This is a genomic window from Streptomyces sp. NBC_01298 (assembly GCF_035978755.1).
Classification (GTDB): Bacteria; Actinomycetota; Actinomycetes; order Streptomycetales; family Streptomycetaceae; genus Streptomyces.
In genome coordinates this window covers 3,709,185-3,728,883 of the sequence record NZ_CP108414.1, presented here as the reverse complement: position 1 = coordinate 3,728,883, position 19,699 = coordinate 3,709,185, and the positions used below count along the sequence as shown (strand labels likewise).

Here is a 19,699-nt window from a genome sequence, read left to right as displayed (position 1 = left end):
ATCCCGATGCTGTGCTTAGCGGCACGGACCGGCCAACCCGCCGCAACCACCGCCGGGACAGCCCACCCCGGCGCGTCCGTCCCGGGGACGAAACCGATACTGGGCTCATGAGACTCAGCCGCGCCGCTTCCTGGTTCCTGCTCGCCTTCGGAGTGTGGAGCTGGTTCATCTGGGTGTCTTTCGTCCGGAACCTGTGGAAGGACGGGAGCGGTCTGGCCTTTGACGCCTCGGGGGACCCGACCGCGTACTTCTGGGTCCACCTTCTCCTGGCGGTGGCGTCCTTTCTCCTGGGGACGGCCGTCGGAGTGATCGGGTTGCTCGGGGTGCGGGCTCTGCGGCGCGAATCACGTACGGAGGCGGGCGCGTGACGATCGTTCTCATCGCGGCGGTGGCCCTGCTGGTCGTCACCCTCCTGGTCCTGGTGCACCGCTGGCTCTGGATCCGCCTGGTCCGCGACACCACCACCCGCGGCGGCGCGGTCCGCCGCACGGGCACCGCCCTGGCCTTCGCGCTCCCGCTCCTGTCCGTGGCCGCGCTCGTGGCGGGCCGGGCGGGAGCCCCCTTCTGGCTGGAGCGCACGGTCGCCTGGCCCGGCTACCTCTGGCTGGCCGTCCTCCTGTACCTCTCCCTGGCGATGCTCGTGGCCGAGCCGATCCGAGCGGTCTGGCTCCGCCGGCTGAACGGACCCAGGTCCCGGGCCGCCGCCGCAGGCACGAACACCACGGCGCCCGGGGCGCAGCCCCGTTACGCCGTCACGGGCACGGACCTCTGGGAGCCCGGGGCGGAGCCCCACGGCACCCCCGCCGCCGCGGGCCCGGACCCCTCGGGGCCCGGGGCGCCGCCCCGAAACGCCGCCGCGGGCGGCGACCTCACGGGGTCTGGGGCGGAGCCCCACCGCGCGGCGGAGCCGCATGGTCCGGTGCGGCGGGAAGGGGCGGGGAGGGGATCAGCGCCGCAGGCCACCCTCGCAGCCGCGGCCGGGCGTGCGGCCACGGCCGAACACGCGGCACCGGCCGGGCAGCACGCCACGGCGGCCGACCTCGCGGTCGCCGACCCGGCGCAGGCCACCGAGGCGCAGGCCGACTCCGCGGAGGCGGGCTCCGCCGAGTCCACCCGGGCGGGCCTCAGCCGCCGCCGCTTCGCGCGGATCGTCGCCGGCACGGCCGCCGCCGCCACGGCCGCCACCGTCGGCCACGGCACGTACGGAGTCCTCCGCGGCCCCCGCGTGAAGCGGGTCCAGGTCCCCCTGGCGAAGCTGCCCCGCGCGGCCCACGGCTTCCGCATCGCCGTCGTCAGCGACATCCACCTCGGCCCGATCCTGGGCCACGCCCACACCACCCGCATCGTCGACACGATCAACCGCACGCAGCCCGACCTGATCGCCGTCGTCGGCGACCTCGTCGACGGCAGCGTCGAGGACCTCGGCCCCGCCGCCGAACCGCTCCGCGGCCTCCGCTCGCGCCACGGCTCGTACTTCGTCACCGGCAACCACGAGTACTTCTCCGGCGCCCGGCAGTGGGTCGAGCACGTCCGCGAGCTCGGCCTCACCCCGCTGGAGAACGCCCGCCGCGAGCTTCCGTACTTCGACCTCGCCGGGGTCAACGACATCGCGGGCGAGAGCGAGGGCCAGGGTCCGGACTTCCAGGCGGCCCTCGGCGACCGGGACCGTACCCGCACCGCCGTGCTCCTCGCCCACCAGCCGATCGTGATCGACGACGCCGTCCGCTACGGGGCGGACCTCCAGCTCTCGGGCCACACCCACGGAGGGCAGCTCTGGCCCGGCAACTACGTCGCCGAGCTCGCCAACCCCACCGTCGCCGGGCTGGAGCGGTACGGCGACACCCAGCTGTACGTCTCGCGAGGCGCGGGCGCCTGGGGCCCGCCGGTCCGGGTCGGCGCGCCGTCGGACATCACAGTCGTCGAACTCGCCTCATATCAGGCCTGAACCGTCCGAACCTCCAACGCCACGCCACAAATCGGCCTTCCCGAGGCCGAAATTCCATGATGGGATGTGACCGATAATCGGATAACTGGTCGCAGACTTCGGTGTGCGCCCGTGTGGGGTGGAGTCAAGGATGCTGCGGTCTGTCCGCTCGAAAGTCATCGCGGCCGGGCTGGTCCTCGGCGTGGCCGGCGTCGGCACCTGGCAGTTGCTGCCGGAGACCGCCGGAGGCGGCAAGCCGATCCGCGTCGGCACGAGCGACGTGGTCTCCTCCCTCGACCCCGCGGGCGCGTACGACGCCGGCTCCTGGGCCCTGTTCAGCAACGTCTACCAGTCGCTGCTGACCATCAAGCCCGGTGCGGACACCCCGGTGCCCGACGCGGCCGCCGCCTGCAACTTCATCGGCGACAAGCTCACCACGTACCAGTGCGAGCTGCGCCCGGACGTGAAGTTCTCCTCCGGTCGCGCGATCACCGCCGAGGACGTCAAGTACTCCTTCGACCGGATCAAGGCGATCAACTCCGACCAGGGCCCGGCGCCGCTGTTCAACACCCTGGAATCGGTCAAGGCCGAGGGCCGCACCGTCACCTTCAGTCTCTCCGCCGGGGACGCCACCTTCCCGTTCAAGATCGCGACGGGCGCCGCCTCGATCGTGGACAAGGACAAGTACCCGGCCAAGGCCCTGCGCGAGGAGGAGAAGGTCGACGGTTCCGGCCCCTTCACCCTCGGTGACTACGCGGCCGGCGCGAGCGCCGAGCTCAAGCCCAACGCCTCGTACAAGGGCCAGGGCAAGGTCTCCAAGAGCGCGGTCACCGTCAAGTACTTCAAGGACTCCGCGCAGTTGGACCAGGCCTGGACCGACCACGGGATCGAGGTCGCCCACCGCGACATGCCCCCGGCGGTCCTGGCCGACCTGAACCCGGGCCTGGAGGACACCCGGTACCAGGCTTCGGGCGGTACGGAGATCCGCAGCATGGTCTTCAACCTCCGCCCCGGCTCCCCGGTGGCCCAGCCCGCCGTCCGCCAGGCCGTCGCCGCGATCGTGGACCGGGCCAAGGTCGCGACCGAGGTCTACAAGGGCACCGTCACCCCGCTCTACTCGCTCGTCCCGGCGGGCATCGCCGCCCACAGCACGCCGTTCTTCGACGCCTGGCCCTCGCCGAACGGGCTCACCGCGAAGAAGCTGCTCAAGGACGCCGGCATCACCACCCCCGTCGCGATCACCCTCGGGGTCAACGAGCGCGGCTCGAGCGTCCCGGAGGCCGAGGAGCTGAAGGCGCAGCTGGAGTCCACCGGGCTCTTCAAGCTGACCGTCAAGCCGGTCGAGAAGTGGACCGACTTCCAGAAGGCCTACGCGGCGGGCGAGTTCGACGCCTACACCATCGGCTGGATCGCCGACTTCCCGGACGCGGACAACTTCCTCGCCCCGCTCGTCGGCGCCGGCAACTCGATGAACAGCGGCTACTCCGACAAGGGCGTCGACGCCCTCATCGCCCGTACCCAGTCCTTCTCCGACCGCGGGGCGGCCGCCAACGACTTCCGCGACCTGCAGAAGCTGGTCGCGCAGCAGGTCCCGATGATGCCGATCTGGCAGAAGAAGGACTACGTGATGTCCCGCGAGGCCGTCGCGGGCGCCCAGTACCTCTCGGACGGCACCGGCGTGTGGCGGCTGTGGGAACTCGGCTGGCTGTAGGCCCCTTCGGGGCCCGCCTACGGGCCCCCTGCCCCCTGCCTACGGGCCGACCTCCGGGCCGACCTCCGGGCCCTCCTCCGGCCCCGCGTCGGGGTCGGAGGCCCGCTTGCGGCCCGGACGGGACACGGCCGACTGGGCCATGCCCGGCAGGAAGTCCGTGAACAGCTCGTGCACCTCGCGCACCAGCGGCCGCAGCACCCGGAACCGGGCCAGGATGATGCCCCGGGTCGTGAGCTGCGCGCCGCGCTGTGCGAGCTTGCGGGTCTTCTCGCTGTCCGGGGAGCGGTCGAAGACCCAGTAGAGGACCAGGCCCATCTGCGAGAGCCACATCAGCTCCGGCAGTACGTCGGCCAGCTCGTCCGGCACCTTGGTCTTGGCCCCCGCCAGCACCTCGCGGTGCATGTCGATCGCCTGCTTGCGGGCCGGCTCCGACTCCGGGGAGAACGGGCTGAGCGGGCTCTCCGGGTCCGCGGCGTTCTTGAAGAACTGCGAGGCGAACTCGTGGTACGGCGCCGCGATGTCCAGCCAGCTGGTCAGGACGCCCGCGAGCCGCTTCTGCAGATCGGTCTCCCGGTCCAGGATCGGCCGGACCGCCGCCAGGTGGGCGGCGCCGATCCGGTCGTAGAAACCCTGGACCAGGTGTTCCTTGGACTCGAAGTAGTAGTAGGCGTTGCCGACCGATACTCCGGCCTCCTTGGCGATACCGCGCATCGTCGTCTTGTCGAAGCCGCGCTCCTGGAAGAGGCGGAGCGCGGTCTCGAGGATGAGCGTGCGGGTCTGCTCGCTCTTGGGAGCCTTCTGATCAGTCACGGTCCCGAGCCTATCGGGGCGCGGAACACTGGACGTCACAGGCCGGTTCCCCGTCCTTCGGCGGGGACCCGTCCCGCAGGGCCTCGCGCCAGGTGGACGCGGTGTACATGGCCGCCCGGGCGAAGGGCCGGCCGGCCGGGGTGGCCAGCCAGTTCGCCTTCGGCCGGTGCTCGGCCAGCGCCCACAGGCAGACGATGAAGGCGTCCGTCCCCCTCCACACCTGTCCGGAGTCGCCGATGACGGTGATCTCCTTCAGCGTCGAGGCGTGGTCGAGCCGCGGGTACAGCCGCTGCGCCTCGACGGAGGCCGCGGGGATGAGTCTGAGGGGTACGAGCCAACGCTGGCCGAGCAGCCAGTGCCGGATGTGCACGCAGAGCGGGCAGTTCGCGTCGTAGAGCACCGTGAGGTGCCGGGTCCGGGTGGCGGCCACGGTGATCAGGCCCCGGCGGGCATGGTCCACCCCTGGGGGGCGACCGGCGGGGTCTGCTGGCGCTCCATGAGGCCCCGGCGGCGCATCTTGTTCAGCACCCAGACGTTCCCGAGGTGCATGACGCCGAGGACCAGGAGCACGACTCCGAGCTTGACCGACAGGGCTTCGAAGAGCCCGCGGGCCGCGACGATCTCGTCGGCCGAGCGCAGGTACAGGGTCACGAAGCCGATGTTGACGAGGTAGAAGCCGACCACCAGGAGCTGGTTGACGGCGTCCGCGAGCTTCTCGTTCCCCTGGAGGACGTCGCCGATGAAGACGCGGCCGTTGCGGCTGAGCGTGCGGGCCACCCAGACGGTGAGTCCGATGCTGATGAGCAGGTAGATGACGTACGCGACCACGGTGAGGTCCATTGCCCTCAGCCCCCTTGAACGTGTTCAACTGCTGACAGCGCTGACTGTAGACCCATTTTTGAACAGGTTCAAGCGAATGGCGCGGAGGTCTCGGAGAGGGGCTCGGAGGAGCTCCCGGGTCAGCGCCCGGGAAGGGTCGCTTCGAAGAGGAAGTCCAGCAGCAACCGGTTGATCTCCTCCGGGCGTTCCAGGGAGGGGAGGTGTCCGGCCCAGGGCAGCTCGACGTGGACGGCGCCGGGCACGAGGGAGGCGAGCTCGGCGGGGACCTCGCGGAAGTCGGCGATGTCGTGCGCGCCGCCCACGGCGAGGACGGGGGCGGTGACCGCGGCCGGCTCGAAGACGGGCTCGGGGAGCTCGTGCTCCCAGTCGGCGTTCTGAGCGCCCCGCAGGTTCCCGAGCTGCATGGCCCGTACGAGGGCGTGCGCGGCCCCGTCGGCGTCCGGGCCGAGCCACTGGCGGGCGTTGAGCGCGGCCGCGCCCTCCAGGTCGCCGGCGTCGAGCAGGGCGGCCTCGGCGGCGTTGAAGGCGAGCAGCGCGGGGCCGCGCCGCTGCGCGGGCCGGGCGGGGCAGAGCAGCGCCAGCGCGCTCACCAGCTCCGGGTGGAGCGCGGCCAGCGTCAGCGCGACCCGCCCGCCGTACGAGCTCCCGACGAACGCGGCCCGCCGGATCCCGAGGTGATCCAGCAGCTCCCGTACGTCCTCGGGGTCGCTGTACGGGGCTTCGGCGGCGGGGGAGTCCCCGCAGGTCCGGAAGTCCGGCCGGACCACCCGGAATCCGGCGGCGAGCAGCGGCTTCCACTGCGGCTCCCACATCCGCCGGTCGCACACGGAGGAGTGCAGCAGGACGACGGCCGGAGCGTCGGCGGGACCGTCCACATCATGAGAGATCGTCATCCGATGATCTTCGGAGACCGGGCCCCCTCCCGCCACCGGATTCCTGCCCGGCCGGAGGGACCCGGCAGGCTTACATGCTCAGTGCGCGCGCCTGGTTGAGCTGGCTCATGACCCACATGTACGTGCCCGGGTCCACGGCGGGGATCATCGTCGAGTGGTGACGGCCGCCGCTGTTGACGGTGATCTGGATGTATCCCGTCGTGCGGCGCTCCTTCATCAGCAGGAAGAACAGGCCGAGCAGGCAGAACAGGAAGAAGATGACGGCCAGCACGATCGCGTGCGCCGGGATCTTCTCCTCGGTCCGGGAGAAGTCCGTGGCGTTCCAGATCGCGCCCCTGAGCGGCATGGTGCCCGACGGGGTGATGATCTGGTCGCCGGCGATCGTGATGTCGCCCAGGGAGAGCCCTGCGGCCGGGTAGCCCATGGGCGCCGGCATCGGTTCGGGCATGGGCGAGGGGATGCCGGGCCCGGCGATGGTCGGCTGGTAAGCGGGGGGTTGCGGGTAGCCGTAGGCGGGCTGGGCCGGGTAGCCGTAGCCGGGCTGCGCGGGCGGCTGGGCCGGATAGCCGTAACTCGGGGTTCCGGGGCCCCACTTGTACTCGTCACCCTGGCCGGGCTCGCTCGCGTAAGGGTTCGGCTGCTGCTCACTCATGTGCCCGATGATTCCACAGCATCCGGCGGGCCAGTAGGGCGATCGGCGGTACGCGAAGGGCCCCGCCCCCGGTGCGAACACCGGGCGTGGGGCCCTCGTACGTCAAAAGACTAGAAGCGGCGGGTGATCAGTGCCCGCTTCACTTCCTGGATCGCCTTCGTGACCTCGATGCCACGGGGGCACGCGTCGGTGCAGTTGAAGGTCGTGCGGCAACGCCACACGCCGTCCTTGTCGTTGAGGATCTCCAGGCGCTGCTCGCCCGCCTCGTCACGCGAGTCGAAGATGAAGCGGTGCGCGTTGACGATCGCCGCCGGGCCGAAGTACTGGCCGTCGTTCCAGAACACCGGGCACGAGGACGTGCACGCGGCGCACAGGATGCACTTGGTGGTGTCGTCGAAGCGCTCGCGGTCCTCGGCGGACTGCAGGCGCTCGCGCGTCGGCTCGTTGCCCTTGGTGACCAGGAACGGCATGACGTCCCGGTACGCCTGGAAGAAGGGCTCCATGTCGACCACGAGGTCCTTCATCACGGTGAGGCCCTTGATGGCCTCGACCGTGATCGGCTTCTCCGGGTTGATGTCCTTGATCAGCGTCTTGCAGGCGAGCCTGTTCTTGCCGTTGATCCGCATCGCGTCGGAGCCGCAGATGCCGTGCGCGCACGAGCGACGGAAGGTCAGCGTGCCGTCGAGGTCCCACTTGATCTTGTGGAGACCGTCGAGCACGCGCTCCTTCGGGTCGATCTCGATCTGGAAGTCCTGCCAGGTCGACTCGTCCGAGATCTCCGGGTTGAACCGGCGGATCCGGAACGTGACCGTGATGAACGGCGAAGCGGCGGCCGCCGCCTCCATCTGGTCCGTCTTGCTGAGGGTCGGGGTGGCCATCAGTACTTACGCTCCATCGGCTGGTAGCGGGTGACGACGACCGGCTTGTAGTCCAGGCGGACGGAGTCCTTGCCGTCATCGCCGACCTCGCGGTACGCCATGGTGTGGCGCATGAAGTTGACGTCGTCGCGGTTGGGGTAGTCCTCGCGGTAGTGACCGCCGCGGGACTCCTTGCGCGCCAGCGCGGACACGGCCATGACCTCGGCCAGGTCGAGCAGGTTGCCCAGCTCGATGGCTTCCAGCAGGTCCGTGTTGAAGCGCTTGCCCTTGTCCTGGACGGACACGTTCAGGTACCGCTCGCGCAGCTCCGCGATCTTCTCGACCGCGGTCTTGATCGTCTGCTCGGTGCGGAACACCATCACGCAGGCGTCCATCGTCTCCTGGAGCTCCAGGCGCAGGTCCGCGACCCGCTCGTTGCCCGTGGAGTTGCGCAGCCGCTCGACCTGGTCGATGACCTGCTGCGCCGGGTTCTCGGGCAGCTCGACGTAGTCGTGGGCGTGGGCGTACGCGGCGGCCGCGATGCCCGAACGCTTGCCGAAGACGTTGATGTCCAGCAGCGAGTTCGTGCCCAGGCGGTTCGCGCCGTGCACGGAGACGCAGGCGACCTCGCCGGCCGCGTACAGGCCCGGAACGACGGTGGTGTTGTCCCGGAGGACCTCACCCTCGACGTTCGTCGGGATGCCGCCCATGGCGTAGTGCGCGGTGGGCTGGATCGGGATCGGGTCCGTGTACGGCTCGATGCCCAGGTAGGTGCGCGCGAACTCGGTGATGTCCGGGAGCTTCGCGTCGAGCTGCTCCGGCGGCAGGTGCGTCAGGTCCAGGTACACGTGGTCACCGGCGGGACCGCAGCCGCGGCCCTCACGGATCTCGGTGTAGATGGAGCGCGAGACGACGTCACGGGACGCGAGGTCCTTCATGACCGGCGCGTACTTCTCCATGAAGCGCTCGCCGTCCTTGTTGCGGAGGATGCCGCCCTCACCGCGGGCGCCCTCCGTCAGCAGGATGCCCATGCGCCAGATGCCGGTCGGGTGGAACTGGAAGAACTCCATGTCCTCCAGCGGCAGGCCGCGGCGGTAGCAGGCCGCCTGGCCGTCACCCGTGAGGGTGTGCGCGTTGGAGGTCACCTTGAAGAACTTGCCGGTGCCGCCGGAGGCGTAGATGACGGACTTCGCCTGGAACACGTGGATCTCGCCGGTGGCGAGCTCGTACGCGACCACGCCGGCCGACTTCTGGACGCCGTCCTCCTCGACCAGGAGCTGGTCCAGGACGTAGAACTCGTTGAAGAACTCCACGCCCTCCTTGACGCAGTTCTGGTAGAGGGTCTGGAGGATCATGTGACCGGTGCGGTCCGCGGCGTAGCAGGACCGGCGGACCGGCGCCTCACCGTGGTTGCGGGAGTGCCCGCCGAAGCGGCGCTGGTCGATGGTGCCGTCCGGGGTGCGGTTGAACGGCAGACCCATCTTCTCGAGGTCCAGGACCGCGTCGATGGCCTCCTTCGCCAGGATCTCGGCGGCGTCCTGGTCGACCAGGTAGTCACCGCCCTTGACCGTGTCGAAGGTGTGCCACTCCCAGTTGTCGTCCTCCACGTTGGCGAGCGCGGCGGCCATGCCGCCCTGCGCCGCGCCCGTGTGGGATCGGGTGGGGTAGAGCTTGGTCAGCACGGCGGTGCGGCTGCGCTTCGTCGACTCGATGGCGGCGCGCATGCCTGCGCCGCCCGCACCGACGATGACGGTGTCGTACTTGTGGATCTTCATTGGTTTCGCCTCAGCCCCGTTGCCTAGCGGATGTTCGGGTCGAAGGTGAAGATCACCAGCGTGCCCAGAAGAATGGTGAACACCGTGGCGGTGTAGAGCAGGCCCTTGAGCCACAGACGCGTGTTGGCGCGCTCCGCGTAGTCGTTGATGACGGTACGCAGACCGTTCGAGCCGTGCAGCATCGCGAGCCACAGCATCAGCAGGTCCCAGCCCTGCCAGAACGGGGAGGCCCAGCGGCCGGCCACGAAGGCGAAGCCGATCTTGGAGACTCCGCCGTCGAGCACGAGCTGGATCAGCAGGTGGCCGAGGACCAGGACGACGAGCACGATGCCCGAGAGGCGCATGAAGAGCCACGCGACCATCTCGAAGTTGCCGCGCGTGGAGCGCGGGGTCTTGCTGGTGCGCTTGCGCGGGGCCTCGATGTACGGCGCCGGGTTGTCGACGTCGTAGAGGGACACGCCCTCCACGTCACCGATGACCTTTTCGAAAGAAGTGTCAGAAGACATGCGTGTCACTTCCCGAAGAGTTCGAGGTAAGCGTGTCCGAGGACGGGGTACAGGGCCCCGACCATCAGCACGACCCAGATGCCCACCACGGTCCAGAGCATCTGCTTCTGGTAGCGGGGGCCCTTGGACCAGAAGTCCACGGCGATGACACGGAGACCGTTGAGCGCGTGGAACAGGATTGCGGCGACGAGGCCGTACTCCAGCAGCGCGACGATCGGAGTCTTGTAGGTAGCCACGACATCGTCGTACGCCTCGGGAGAGACGCGGACGAGAGCGGTGTCGAGGACGTGTACGAACAGGAAGAAGAAGATGAGGACGCCGGTGACTCGATGAGCCACCCAGGACCACATTCCTTCCCGGCCGCGGTACAACGTTCCAGCCGGCACGGAAAACCCTCCGGAAGCGGGGCGGGGGCCAGCCGGCTTCTTTGTCGGTCGGGCCCGGCCGGGTACGGTCCTCCGGCCCCGGACATCGTAGCGACGCTTTGTCGGTTCCCTTGCGCGGGGGCCATCGGTGTGATCAAACAGGCACGGACGGACTATCCCACAGGGGCGAATAGACCGAATTCGGCCGCAGATACCCCATCCGTAGAGGTCAGCCAGTGTGTCAGGTCGGCGAGCCGGACCTGCGCGACGCGACGGAGCTCGTCCGCGGAGATCGCACGCTCCTCGTCCACGTCCAGCTCCATCCGCCGCCGGATCGCGGCCAGCAGCTGGTCCGCCTGCTCCGCCGGAGTGGTCCCGTCGAGGCAGATCACGAAGGCGTGCCCGAAGGTCCGCTCGTACTCCCCGTGCGCCGCGTCGAGCGCGAGGAGCGCGGCGTACGCGGCCCCGTGCTCCAGCTCCGGCGGGAACTCGCCGGCCAGCGCCTCGGAGAGGTCGCCCTGGGAAAGGTCGTACGAAGCTTCGTCCGCGGCGGCGAGTAGCGCGCCGAAGTCGGGGTAAGGGCGGTGGGCGGCCACCCGGTGGGCCCAGCGCCGGCTGCCACAGCAGTGCAGCAGGGCGGAGTGCGCGGCTTCGGGGGACAGGGCGTTGAAGCGCGCGAGCCCGGTACCGTCGAAACGGCCGTCGTCGTGGAGGGGGTGGGAGCCGTGGGAAGGGTCGGAGCCTCCTCGGGCCTGTGCCGGAAGGTGGCTGGACAGCGTGGGGCTCCTCGTGGCGTGGCGCGGGTGTCCCGCCACGCTATCGACGCGGGGCCGGGTGTGTCGTACCCATTCCGAGTTTTCACCCGGAAGTGAGCCGAAAGGATGACGGGAGAGCGTGTCGGGCCGGGTGCGGGGCCGCTCGGGGATCCCGCGGGAGGCCGGGGCATGATGGCCCGGAGGACGGCGTCGGAGGCCGGAAACACCCGGAAGGAAAGGGGAGGGCGACCGAGGCCGCCACCCCCCACAGGAGAGGCCCCGGCCGCCATCCGTCGCGGACTCGTGCGACAAGCCCGCACCCCTCTCAGCGTCTTCGGTGCGTTTTGTGTCACACCTCGCTCCGCGCAGGGTTGGTTGCACGTTGTACAACTCGTGGACGAAGGTGCTTGAAAGCCGTAACGTGCTGATTTGCGCCACACATACGGGACTGTGAACGGGTTGGGGATTTTGCTGGGGGACGACGCGGAGCTGACCACCGCGGTGCTCGCGGCACAAGACGGCGACGAGCTCGCGTTCCGTTCTGTGTACCGCGCCGTGCACCCGCGCCTGCTCGGATACGTCCGCACGCTCGTCGGGGACGGCGACGCCGAGGACGTCACCTCCGAAGCCTGGCTGCAGATCGCCCGCGACCTCGACTCCTTCACCGGCGACGCCGACCGCTTCCGCGGCTGGGCCGCCCGCATCGCCCGCAACCGGGCCCTCGACCACATCCGCATGCGCGGGCGCCGGCCCGCCGTCGGTGGGGACGAGACCGAGCTGACGGGCCACGCCGCCGAGTCCGACACCGCCGGCGAGGCCATGGAATCCCTCTCCACCTGCCGCACGATGGAACTCATAGCCCAGCTCCCGCAGGACCAGGCCGAGGCCGTCGTCCTGCGGGTGGTCGTCGGCCTCGACGCCAAGAGCGCGGCCGAGACCCTGGGCAAGCGGCCCGGCGCGGTGCGCACCGCCGCGCACCGGGGCCTGAAGAAGCTGGCCGAGCTGCTCGACGGGGACGAGTACTTCGACCCCGGCTCCGACGGCGGGCCGGGTTCCGGCTCCCCCGTCGCCGTCGGCTCCGGGCGGGCGCGCGGCCTCGGCGATAATGACGGGAGTCGCGCACGGGGCGCGGGGGGCGGACGGGACCTCGACGCCGTACCGGCGCAGCGGGTCCGCGCCGCGGATCTCGTAGAACAAACCGGTGTGACGGATTCACGTTGGCGGACGCAGAAGGACATGTGATGGCCGACGAGCGCGACAGGTGGCTGGACGAAGCCGCGGCGGACGCACTGCTGCGCGGAGAACAGGCCGTACCTGGCGCCGAGCACCATGTCCGGGTCCGGGCCGAGCGGCTGCGCGCCGCCCTCGACGCACTCGCCGAGCCGCCGCCACCCGCGGAACCGGGCGGGCTCCCTGGAGAACTGCGCGGAGAGGCCGCCGCGGTGGCCGCGTTCAGCGCGCGCGGATCCGTACTGCGGGCGGTGGCGCAGACCCGTGCTCCGGACACCGCGCTGTTCGGCTCCGCGGACACGGTGGTCGAGCTCGGCGCGCCGTCCGCCGCGCCCTGCGGCCCGGCCGGACGCGGGCCCCGGCGCGGCCGGCCGGTCCGCTTCGCCCTCGCCGCCGCCGTGGCGAGCGTCGCCGTGGGCGGCCTCGCGGCCGCCGCGGGCACCGGACTGCTGGACCGGCCCGCCCGGCACACCGCCGGCGAGCTGCCCGCCGTCTCCGTGACGGCCGGATCCTCCCCGGCCGCCCTGTCGGACGGCGGCTACGCCCCACCCCTCGCGCCCTCCCGCACCACCGCGCCGCGGGGCGAGCCCCGCGGCGGCATCCCGAGCCCGGGCGGCACCCCGGGCGGGGAAGGACGTACGGCGACGGGACCCGGGGGCACCGCCGGGGTGGCCGGCGACACCGGCTCCGAGCCGTCCCCGGCCGGCTCGGCCGGAGACAAGGGCGGCCGGGGCGACCGGTCCCGCCAGGGCGGCGCCGACGGCGCGACGACCGAGACCACGGGTGGTTCGGACCGCGAGGGCCGCACCGGAGCGGTGGAGCTCTGCCGGGACTTCCGGGCGGGGCGGCTCGACGATGCCCGCCGCGAGAAGCTCGTGCGCCTGGCCAAGGGGCTGCTGCGGGTTCCGCGCTACTGCCAGGTGGTGCTCGGCCTGGCCACCGGCGGGGGATCGGGCGGAGACAAGCCGGGCTCCCCGCCGGCCGACGGATCCCCCTCGGGCCCGGCTTCCCCGTCGCGTTCCCTGGGGCTGGTCCCGGCCGGGACGGCTCCGCCGGAGCGCCCGGACGCGGCTCCGCGCCGCTGAGGACCGGGTACCGGACACTGGCCTGAAACGGTTCGCGCCCCGCCTGTAACACTTTTCGAACCGGCGGCGCAGTACATAACGAGCCGACTGGTCATCGGCCGCGCATGAGCCGGGGTTCCCCCCGTACCCCTGGGCTCTGCGCAACCGGCGCGGGCGGGATTCGTTCCCCCGATCCCGCCCGCGCCCTCAACTTCCGACCGGTGACGCCGGGACCGGACGTCCCCACGCCGGCCCCCCGCAGGTCACCGCCCGCGGTTCACCAGTAGACGACGACCTTGTCGCCGACCTTCACCGCGTCGAACAGCGTCGCCAGCTTGGCCTTGTCCCGGACGTTCACGCAGCCGTGCGAGGCGCCGGCGTAGCCGCGGGCGGCGAAGTCCGCCGAGTAGTGCACGGCCTGGCCCTTGCTGAAGAACATCGAGTACGGCATCGGCGTGTGGTAGAGCGTCGAAACCCAGTCCTTGGCCTTCCACTCCACCTTGAACTCGCCCTCGCGGGTCGGGGTGTTCTCCGAGCCGAAGCGCACGTCCAGCGTGGAGACGACCTTCCCGTCGATCATCCAGGCGAGGGTGCGGCTCTCCTTGCTGATGCACATCACCCGGCCCGTCATACAGCGCGCGTCGGGAGCGTCCGGCTCGTTGACGGTCGGCGGGCGCAGTTCGTCGGCGGTCGGCTTCTTGGTGGCGTTCTGGATCTTCTTCCAGGTGGGCTCGTCCACGCCGCCGGTGGCGGTCAGGCCGTTCTTCGACTGGAAGGTCTTCACGGCGGCGGTGGTCTTCGAGCCGTAGAAACCGGTCGGGGCGACCGACATCAGCTTGAGCTGGCGCAGCCGGGCCTGCAGTTCGCGGACCAGCTCGCTGTCGTCGCCGTTCGCCATGATCTGCTTCACGGTCGGCGAGGCCGAAGGAGAGGGCGACGAGGACGGCGAGGAGGACGGGGACGCCGACGGCGAGGCGTCGCCGGGCTTTCCGTCCGTCGACGGCGAGGCGTCGGGAGTGGCGACCGCCGTGGGCGATGCGGGAGCGGAAGAGCCGGGGCCCGCGGACTCCGGGTCCTTCGGTCCGCATGCGGTCGCGGCGAGCGCGACGGCGGTGGCCAGGCCGAGTGCGCGGATTATTACCTTCTGGCGGTGCATAGCGGTCCCCCGATTTCTACGTGTGTATCTAGGTGATGCGACGTGGGCGTGGTCAGTTGCAGGGACGGCCGCGATGTTGCGCCATTGTGACCAACGGTCGCGGAGCGGTCGCCGCGGGGACGTTTTATCAGCCCCGGGCCCCTCGGATCCACGAAGGAGCGCGTCACATGGAGCGGCACACCGAGAGCGGGATCCCGATCGCGCCCGTCTACCGCCCGGGCGACCTGGCCGGCTGGGACCCCGGGACCGAACTGGGGGAGCCGGGGGAGTACCCGTACACCCGGGGCGTCCACCCGACCATGTACACCGGACGGCCCTGGACCATGCGCCAGTACGCCGGTTTCGGTACGGCGGCCGAGTCCAACGCGCGCTACCGCCGGCTCATCGAGGGGGGCGCCGCCGGGCTGTCCGTGGCCTTCGACCTGCCCACCCAGATGGGTCACGACTCCGACGCCCCGCTCGCGCACGGCGAGGTCGGGAAGGTGGGCGTCGCCATCGACTCGGTCGAGGACATGAGGGTGCTGTTCGACGGGATCCCGCTCGACCGGGTGTCCACCTCGATGACGATCAACGCACCGGCCGCGCCGCTGCTCCTGCTCTACCAACTGGTCGCCGAGGAGCAGGGGATCGAGCCCGGCCTGCTGACCGGCACGGTCCAGAACGACGTGCTGAAGGAGTACGTCGCACGGGGGACCTACATCTTCCCGCCCGGCCCCTCCCTGAGGTTGACGGCCGACGTCTTCCGCTACTGCCGTGGCGAGCTCCCGAAGTTCAACACCATCTCCGTCTCCGGCTACCACATGGCCGAGGCCGGGGCCTCGCCCGCGCAGGAGATCGCCTTCACGCTGGCCGACGCGATCGCGTACGTACGGACCGCGCTGGCCGCCGGGATGGAGATCGACGCCTTCGCGCCCCGGCTGTCGTTCTTCTTCGTCGCCCGCACCACCCTCCTGGAGGAGGTCGCGAAGTTCCGCGCGGCCCGGCGGATCTGGGCCCGCGTCATGCGCGAGGAGTTCGGGGCCCGGGACCCGAAGTCCCTGATGCTGCGCTTCCACACCCAGACCGCCGGAGTGCAGCTGACGGCGCAGCAGCCGGAGCTCAACCTGGTGCGCGTGGCCGTCCAGGGCCTGGCCGCCGTGCTGGGCGGCACCCAGTCGCTGCACACCAACGCCTTCGACGAGGCGATCGCGCTGCCCACCGAGAAGTCGGCCCGCCTCGCGCTGCGGACCCAGCAGGTGCTGGCGTACGAGACGGACGTGCCGCACACCGTCGACCCCTTCGCCGGGTCCTACGCGGTGGAGCGGATGACGGACGAGGTGGAGGCGGCGGCGCTCGACCTGATGGCGCGGGTCGAGGCGATGGGCGGGGCGGTGGCCGCCATCGAGGCGGGCTTCCAGAAGGAGGAGATCGAGCGGAACGCGTACCGGATCGCCCGGGAGACCGAGAGCGGCGAGCGCGTGGTGGTCGGGGTCAACCGCTTCGCGCTGGACGAGGAGGAGCCGTACGAGCCGCTGCGGGTGGATCCGGCGATCGAGGACCGGCAGCGGGCCTCCCTGGCCGCGCTGCGGGCGGGGCGCGACGGGGCGGCCGTGGACGAGGCGCTCGCGGCGCTCCGGGAGGCGGCGGCGGGCACGGAGAACGTGCTCTACCCGATGAAGGAGGCGCTGCGCGCCCGGGCCACGGTGGGGGAGGTGTGCGGGGCGCTGCGGGAGGTGTGGGGGACGTACGTGGCGGCTGATTCCCGCTGGTGAGCCTGGCTGATTGCGATGTGGTCCCGGTCCGTCCCAGTCCGTGAAATCCACTGGCGCGACAGGTGTGTCCCCATGGGACACTCCTGCACATGCTGGGTGTCACAGATCTTCCGACGTACATCGCCGGCCTGGTGCTGATCATTTTGCTGCCGGGGCCGAACTCGCTCTACGTGCTCTCCGTCGCCGCGCGCGGCGGGGTCCGCCAGGGGTACCGGGCCGCCGCCGGGGTGTTCACCGGGGACGCCCTGCTCATGACCCTGGCCGCGGTCGGCGCCGGGGCGCTGCTGCAGACCAGCCCGATCGTGTTCGGCGTCGTCAAACTGCTCGGCGCCGGGTACCTGACCTGGCTGGCCATCGGCATGCTGCGCGGCGCGTGGACCATGTGGCGCGCCCGCCGCGAGCGGGCCGCGGCCGCCGAGCCCGCCCCCGAGGCGAGCCCGGCCGCCGCCGCGGTGAAGGCCGGCGAGACGGAGCGGCCCTACCGGCGGGCGCTGCTGATCAGCGTGTTCAACCCGAAGGCCATCCTGTTCCTGATGTCCTTCTTCGTGCAGTTCGTGGACTCGGCCTACGCCTACCCGGCGCTGTCCTTCCTGCTGCTGGGCACGCTGATGCAGATCGGCAGCTTCCTCTACCTGACCACGCTGATCTTCGGCGGCAACCGGCTGGCGGCCGCCTTCCGGCGCCGCAAGCGGCTCGCGGCCGGGGCCAGCTCGGCGGCGGGCGTGCTGTTCCTCGGCTTCGCGGCCAAGCTCGCCGTCAGCTGACCCGGCTGCCGACCCGGCTGCCGATCCGGCTGCCGATCCGGCTGCCGATCCGGCTGCCGAGCGGGCCGGTCAGCTGACCGCCCTGCGCAGCAGCCGGGCGACGCGGCGCGCGGCGCGGCTGCGGGGCAGGAAGGAGAACTGCGCCGGGATGCCGCCCGGCAGGCCCAGGGTGGTCAATCGGCGGCGGGTGAAGTAGCGCCAGGTGTCCGCGGTCAGGTTCGCGGCGAGCCAGGCCTCGGCCTCCGTGCGGCGCTCCGCGAGGATCTTGGGCTGCATGGTGAAGCCCACCGCCGTGATCAGCCCGGCCAGCTCGGCCGCGACCCGTTCGGGCCCCGGCGGGGTCCAGGAGCGTACGGCCGCGGGATCCGCGAGGTCGGGCAGCAGGGCGTCGGCCAGCACGAGCGGGATCCGGTTGCTGTTCGGGTACGGGGCCAGGCGCGCGAGGACGGCCCCCGTGCCGGTCCGGGCCACCGGGAGCCCGTACAGGGTGGCGGCGGTCAGCAGTCCCGTGGAGAAGCAGCCGACGACCAGCGCCGGGCGCAGCCGTTCGTAGAGGGTCTCGGCGAGCACCGGGGTGCTCAGTACGGTCAGCCGGACGCCGAGCCGCTCGGCCTCCTCCTCCGCCCGGCGGGCGTAGGCGGCGGGGGCGCTGGGGTGCGGTTTGAAGACCAGCTCGCGGTGGCCCAGCGCGTGCGCGCCCCGGACCATCTCCCCGTGCAGCTCCTCCTCCTCGGCGGCCGGCACCAGGTCGAGGGCGGAGAGGTACTGGCCCAGCAGGAGCGCGGGAGCGTCCGGGACCTCGGCGTCCGCCCCGGCCGGCGCCGCGCTCGGCCGCGGCGTCCGCTCAGGGGTCTGCTCCGATGTCTCCACCGCTCCTTCGAGCTCGCCGATGACCTTGAGGAAGGCGGCGGCCGGGATCGCCTCGGCCCGTACGCCGAACTCGGTCAGCAGCAGCGGCTCCAGGCCCGGTACGAGGTCCAGGTGCAGCACCCGCCGCACGCGCATCCCGAGCCCCGGATCGAGGCGGAAGCGCGTGGGGCCGTAGCTCATCAGCCCGTCGGCGTAGACCTCCATGGCCGCACCGGGGAAGATCCGGCACAGGCTCTGGGCGGGCGGCACCTGGAGCGATTCCACGATCAGCTCGACGCGGTCGTCGCCCAGCCCCCAGGAGGAGCGCACCAGGCGCTCCCACAGCGGGACGTCCTCGGGGCGCGGGCTCCAGGTGCTGGGGTGCATCGGGGCGATGACGGCGTTCCAGTCGAGGACCTCGTCGAAGCGGGTGCCCAGGGTGTCGAAGCCGGGCGCGGCGGTCAGGCCGGGGGCGATCTCGGCGGTGACGGAGTGGTTGCTGGTCAGCAGGATCCGGCGGCCGGCGGGCGGGAAGAGGCCCGCGTCGAGGGCGGCGGCGAGGGTGGCCGTTCCGTAGAGGGTGGAGGCCATGAAGATCTGGGTGACGTTCACGCCGTCACCCCGGCGGACGCGGCGGACGCGGTGGAGCTCGCGGGAGCGGATCCGGCCGCGGAACGCTTGCGGAGCCGGCGGAGCAGGGCCGCGCGGTCGGCGTCCATCGAGTCGAGCGTCTGGTCCAGGACCTGCTGGGGCATTCTGCCGAGCGCGGCCGTGCTCATCGAGCGGAGTTTTCTGGCCACGGCTGGTTCGAACCTTTCGATGGACCCGACATGGTGCGCGATAATTGCACAGTATGTTCGGACGGCCTTCGGGAGGAAAAGGTCGGAATCCCGGTCGGCGGCCGTTTCTGTCAGAACTTGATCGAATGCCCGAATGAAATCGAGCTGACGCTCGTCGCCGATCTGTGTCAGCGAGGTGGAAACCCCGCGACGGTAGAAGATTCCGGGCAGACCGACCGGCGCGAAGGACTCCGCCTCCCGGTGCAGCCGCCAGATCCACGGCCGGTCCTCCGCCGTCCGCAGCCCGTCCGTGAAGTGCAGCAGCCCGCGGTCCAGCAGTCGGCGGTGGTACATCCCCGCCCAGGCGTACGGATAGTCCACCGAGGTCGCGCGGCTGACGGGCAGGATCCCGGTGCGCGGATCGGCCACCACGGAATCCGGCCCGTAGGGGACGCGCTGGACCACACGGGTCCGGTCCGTGCACTGGACGTGATCGGTACGGACGAAATCGCAGCCCAGGGCCTCGATGGCGGCCAGGGTCCGGGCCAGGTGGCCCGGTGCCAGCCAGTCGTCCCCGTCCATGAAGGCGATGTACTCCCCGCGGGCCGCGTCCAGACCGGTGTTCCGGGCCGTCGCCAGGCCGCCGTTGCGCTCGTGTCTGAGGTGCACGGCCCCGGGCAGCTCGCGGGCCGCCCGCTCCAGGAGCGCGGGCGTCCCGTCCGTCGAACGGTCGTCGACGAGCAGGAACTCGAAATCTTCCCGAGCGTTGAGTTCGAGGCTTTTCAGGGCATCCGGCGCATACGTCTGCACGTTGAAGAACGGCACGACAACAGAGAGCTTGAGCACGAACGAGACATTAGGGCGCCGCTCGTCATTCACCGTGGCCCGCACGCGGATTCCACGTGAACGACGCACGGCAGGGACGTTAACCCGGACGCTTTCGCGCGGAATCGACGGGTTGTTAACCCGCTGTTGTGCATTCGTTGGGCCGATCACCGAAAAGCCGGAATAGCTTCTG

The 19,699-nt window shown here is 71.1% G+C and carries 20 protein-coding genes; 7 read left to right on the top strand and 13 right to left on the bottom strand.

Translation table 11 applies throughout. The annotated features are described in order from the left end of the window. The first annotated feature begins 107 nt into the window (after positions 1-107). From OG730_RS16680 to OG730_RS16670, 3 genes are all read left to right on the top strand, one after another. Positions 108-368, top strand: coding sequence for an SCO4848 family membrane protein (locus OG730_RS16680; protein ID WP_327304996.1), 261 nt, complete (start codon positions 108-110; stop codon positions 366-368). Continuing rightward, the gene (locus OG730_RS16675) at positions 365-1,945 is read left to right on the top strand and encodes a metallophosphoesterase (RefSeq protein ID WP_327304995.1); all 1,581 of its coding nucleotides are present in this window, start codon (positions 365-367) and stop codon (positions 1,943-1,945) included. Before OG730_RS16680 ends, OG730_RS16675 begins: the two co-directional genes overlap by 4 nt. A gap of 133 nt (positions 1,946-2,078) precedes the next feature. After that, on the top strand, positions 2,079-3,635 hold the full coding sequence (locus tag OG730_RS16670; RefSeq protein ID WP_327309298.1) for an ABC transporter substrate-binding protein: 1,557 nt from the start codon (positions 2,079-2,081) through the stop codon (positions 3,633-3,635). A 39-nt stretch (positions 3,636-3,674) separates the two neighbouring features. Here the strand turns inward: OG730_RS16670 and OG730_RS16665 are convergent, their stop codons facing one another. The 10 genes from OG730_RS16665 to OG730_RS16620 all read right to left on the bottom strand — a co-directional run bounded on the left by OG730_RS16665 (position 3,675) and on the right by OG730_RS16620 (position 11,148). Next, positions 3,675-4,445: a TetR family transcriptional regulator gene (locus OG730_RS16665; protein WP_327304994.1), complete on the bottom strand. Its 771-nt coding sequence runs from the start codon at positions 4,443-4,445 to the stop codon at positions 3,675-3,677. Positions 4,446-4,455: 10 nt separating this feature from the next. Beyond that, a complete protein-coding gene (locus OG730_RS16660; RefSeq protein WP_327304993.1) occupies positions 4,456-4,905 on the bottom strand; it encodes a thiol-disulfide oxidoreductase DCC family protein in 450 nt (149 codons plus the stop codon). Further along, positions 4,881-5,285 (bottom strand): hypothetical protein, encoded by a 405-nt coding sequence (locus OG730_RS16655; protein ID WP_327304992.1) that lies wholly within the window; start codon positions 5,283-5,285, stop codon positions 4,881-4,883. The genes OG730_RS16660 and OG730_RS16655 overlap by 25 nt, the downstream gene beginning before the upstream one ends. 119 nt (positions 5,286-5,404) lie before the next feature. Beyond that, the gene (locus tag OG730_RS16650) at positions 5,405-6,178 is read right to left on the bottom strand and encodes an alpha/beta fold hydrolase (protein WP_327304991.1); all 774 of its coding nucleotides are present in this window, start codon (positions 6,176-6,178) and stop codon (positions 5,405-5,407) included. A gap of 70 nt (positions 6,179-6,248) precedes the next feature. Beyond that, the gene (locus tag OG730_RS16645) at positions 6,249-6,830 is read right to left on the bottom strand and encodes a hypothetical protein (protein ID WP_327304990.1); all 582 of its coding nucleotides are present in this window, start codon (positions 6,828-6,830) and stop codon (positions 6,249-6,251) included. Positions 6,831-6,940: 110 nt separating this feature from the next. Continuing rightward, the gene (locus tag OG730_RS16640; protein ID WP_250744036.1) at positions 6,941-7,708 is read right to left on the bottom strand and encodes a succinate dehydrogenase iron-sulfur subunit; all 768 of its coding nucleotides are present in this window, start codon (positions 7,706-7,708) and stop codon (positions 6,941-6,943) included. After that, complete coding sequence (gene sdhA, locus OG730_RS16635) at positions 7,708-9,462, bottom strand: succinate dehydrogenase flavoprotein subunit (protein ID WP_327304989.1); 1,755 nt, start codon at positions 9,460-9,462, stop codon at positions 7,708-7,710. The genes OG730_RS16640 and sdhA overlap by 1 nt, the downstream gene beginning before the upstream one ends. Before the next feature lie 23 nt (positions 9,463-9,485). Further along, positions 9,486-9,968, bottom strand: a complete 483-nt coding sequence (locus OG730_RS16630) for a succinate dehydrogenase hydrophobic membrane anchor subunit (RefSeq protein ID WP_327304988.1) — start codon at positions 9,966-9,968, stop codon at positions 9,486-9,488. Positions 9,969-9,973: 5 nt separating this feature from the next. Beyond that, positions 9,974-10,354, bottom strand: coding sequence for a succinate dehydrogenase, cytochrome b556 subunit (sdhC, locus tag OG730_RS16625; protein WP_266880720.1), 381 nt, complete (start codon positions 10,352-10,354; stop codon positions 9,974-9,976). Between the two features lie 152 nt (positions 10,355-10,506). Beyond that, positions 10,507-11,148 carry a 2-oxo-4-hydroxy-4-carboxy-5-ureidoimidazoline decarboxylase gene (locus OG730_RS16620; RefSeq protein WP_327304987.1) on the bottom strand — a complete coding sequence of 214 codons (642 nt, stop codon included), beginning with the start codon at positions 11,146-11,148 and terminating at the stop codon, positions 10,507-10,509. Positions 11,149-11,556: 408 nt separating this feature from the next. On the opposite strand from OG730_RS16620, the gene OG730_RS16615 reads away from it, so the two are divergent. After that, positions 11,557-12,330, top strand: a complete 774-nt coding sequence (locus OG730_RS16615) for an RNA polymerase sigma factor (protein ID WP_327309297.1) — start codon at positions 11,557-11,559, stop codon at positions 12,328-12,330. Beyond that, on the top strand, positions 12,330-13,403 hold the full coding sequence (locus OG730_RS16610; RefSeq protein ID WP_327304986.1) for a hypothetical protein: 1,074 nt from the start codon (positions 12,330-12,332) through the stop codon (positions 13,401-13,403). The genes OG730_RS16615 and OG730_RS16610 overlap by 1 nt, the downstream gene beginning before the upstream one ends. Positions 13,404-13,659: 256 nt before the next feature. Here the strand turns inward: OG730_RS16610 and OG730_RS16605 are convergent, their stop codons facing one another. Beyond that, the gene (locus tag OG730_RS16605) at positions 13,660-14,538 is read right to left on the bottom strand and encodes a L,D-transpeptidase family protein (protein ID WP_327304985.1); all 879 of its coding nucleotides are present in this window, start codon (positions 14,536-14,538) and stop codon (positions 13,660-13,662) included. 167 nt (positions 14,539-14,705) lie between these two features. Here OG730_RS16605 and OG730_RS16600 point away from each other — a divergent pair, with 167 nt between their 5' ends. Further along, entirely contained in the window at positions 14,706-16,289 is a 1,584-nt protein-coding gene (locus tag OG730_RS16600; protein ID WP_327304984.1) for an acyl-CoA mutase large subunit family protein, read from the top strand. Positions 16,290-16,378: 89 nt separating this feature from the next. Then, positions 16,379-17,053, top strand: coding sequence for a leucine efflux protein LeuE (gene leuE / locus OG730_RS16595; protein ID WP_327304983.1), 675 nt, complete (start codon positions 16,379-16,381; stop codon positions 17,051-17,053). A gap of 69 nt (positions 17,054-17,122) precedes the next feature. Here leuE and OG730_RS16590 read toward each other — a convergent pair whose 3' ends face one another. Next, positions 17,123-18,493, bottom strand: a complete 1,371-nt coding sequence (locus OG730_RS16590) for a polysialyltransferase family glycosyltransferase (protein ID WP_327309296.1) — start codon at positions 18,491-18,493, stop codon at positions 17,123-17,125. A 17-nt stretch (positions 18,494-18,510) separates the two neighbouring features. Beyond that, complete coding sequence (locus OG730_RS16585) at positions 18,511-19,527, bottom strand: glycosyltransferase family 2 protein (RefSeq protein ID WP_327304982.1); 1,017 nt, start codon at positions 19,525-19,527, stop codon at positions 18,511-18,513. Between the last annotated feature and the right edge of the window lie 172 nt (positions 19,528-19,699).

What these genes read in the sequence shown, in the direction of transcription:
- OG730_RS16605 (WP_327304985.1), bottom strand. Translation starts at nt 14,538, where the DNA reads ATGCACCGCCAGAAGGTAATAATCCGCGCACTCGGCCTGGCCACCGCC.
- OG730_RS16655 (WP_327304992.1), bottom strand. Translation starts at nt 5,285, where the DNA reads ATGGACCTCACCGTGGTCGCGTACGTCATCTACCTGCTCATCAGCATC.
- OG730_RS16630 (WP_327304988.1), bottom strand. Translation starts at nt 9,968, where the DNA reads ATGTCTTCTGACACTTCTTTCGAAAAGGTCATCGGTGACGTGGAGGGC.
- OG730_RS16640 (WP_250744036.1), bottom strand. Translation starts at nt 7,708, where the DNA reads ATGGCCACCCCGACCCTCAGCAAGACGGACCAGATGGAGGCGGCGGCC.
- sdhA (WP_327304989.1), bottom strand. Translation starts at nt 9,462, where the DNA reads ATGAAGATCCACAAGTACGACACCGTCATCGTCGGTGCGGGCGGCGCA.
- OG730_RS16680 (WP_327304996.1), top strand. Translation starts at nt 108, where the DNA reads ATGAGACTCAGCCGCGCCGCTTCCTGGTTCCTGCTCGCCTTCGGAGTG.
- OG730_RS16610 (WP_327304986.1), top strand. Translation starts at nt 12,330, where the DNA reads ATGGCCGACGAGCGCGACAGGTGGCTGGACGAAGCCGCGGCGGACGCA.
- OG730_RS16645 (WP_327304990.1), bottom strand. Translation starts at nt 6,830, where the DNA reads ATGAGTGAGCAGCAGCCGAACCCTTACGCGAGCGAGCCCGGCCAGGGT.
- OG730_RS16600 (WP_327304984.1), top strand. Translation starts at nt 14,706, where the DNA reads ATGGAGCGGCACACCGAGAGCGGGATCCCGATCGCGCCCGTCTACCGC.
- OG730_RS16650 (WP_327304991.1), bottom strand. Translation starts at nt 6,178, where the DNA reads ATGACGATCTCTCATGATGTGGACGGTCCCGCCGACGCTCCGGCCGTC.
- OG730_RS16590 (WP_327309296.1), bottom strand. Translation starts at nt 18,493, where the DNA reads ATGGCCTCCACCCTCTACGGAACGGCCACCCTCGCCGCCGCCCTCGAC.
- leuE (WP_327304983.1), top strand. Translation starts at nt 16,379, where the DNA reads ATGCTGGGTGTCACAGATCTTCCGACGTACATCGCCGGCCTGGTGCTG.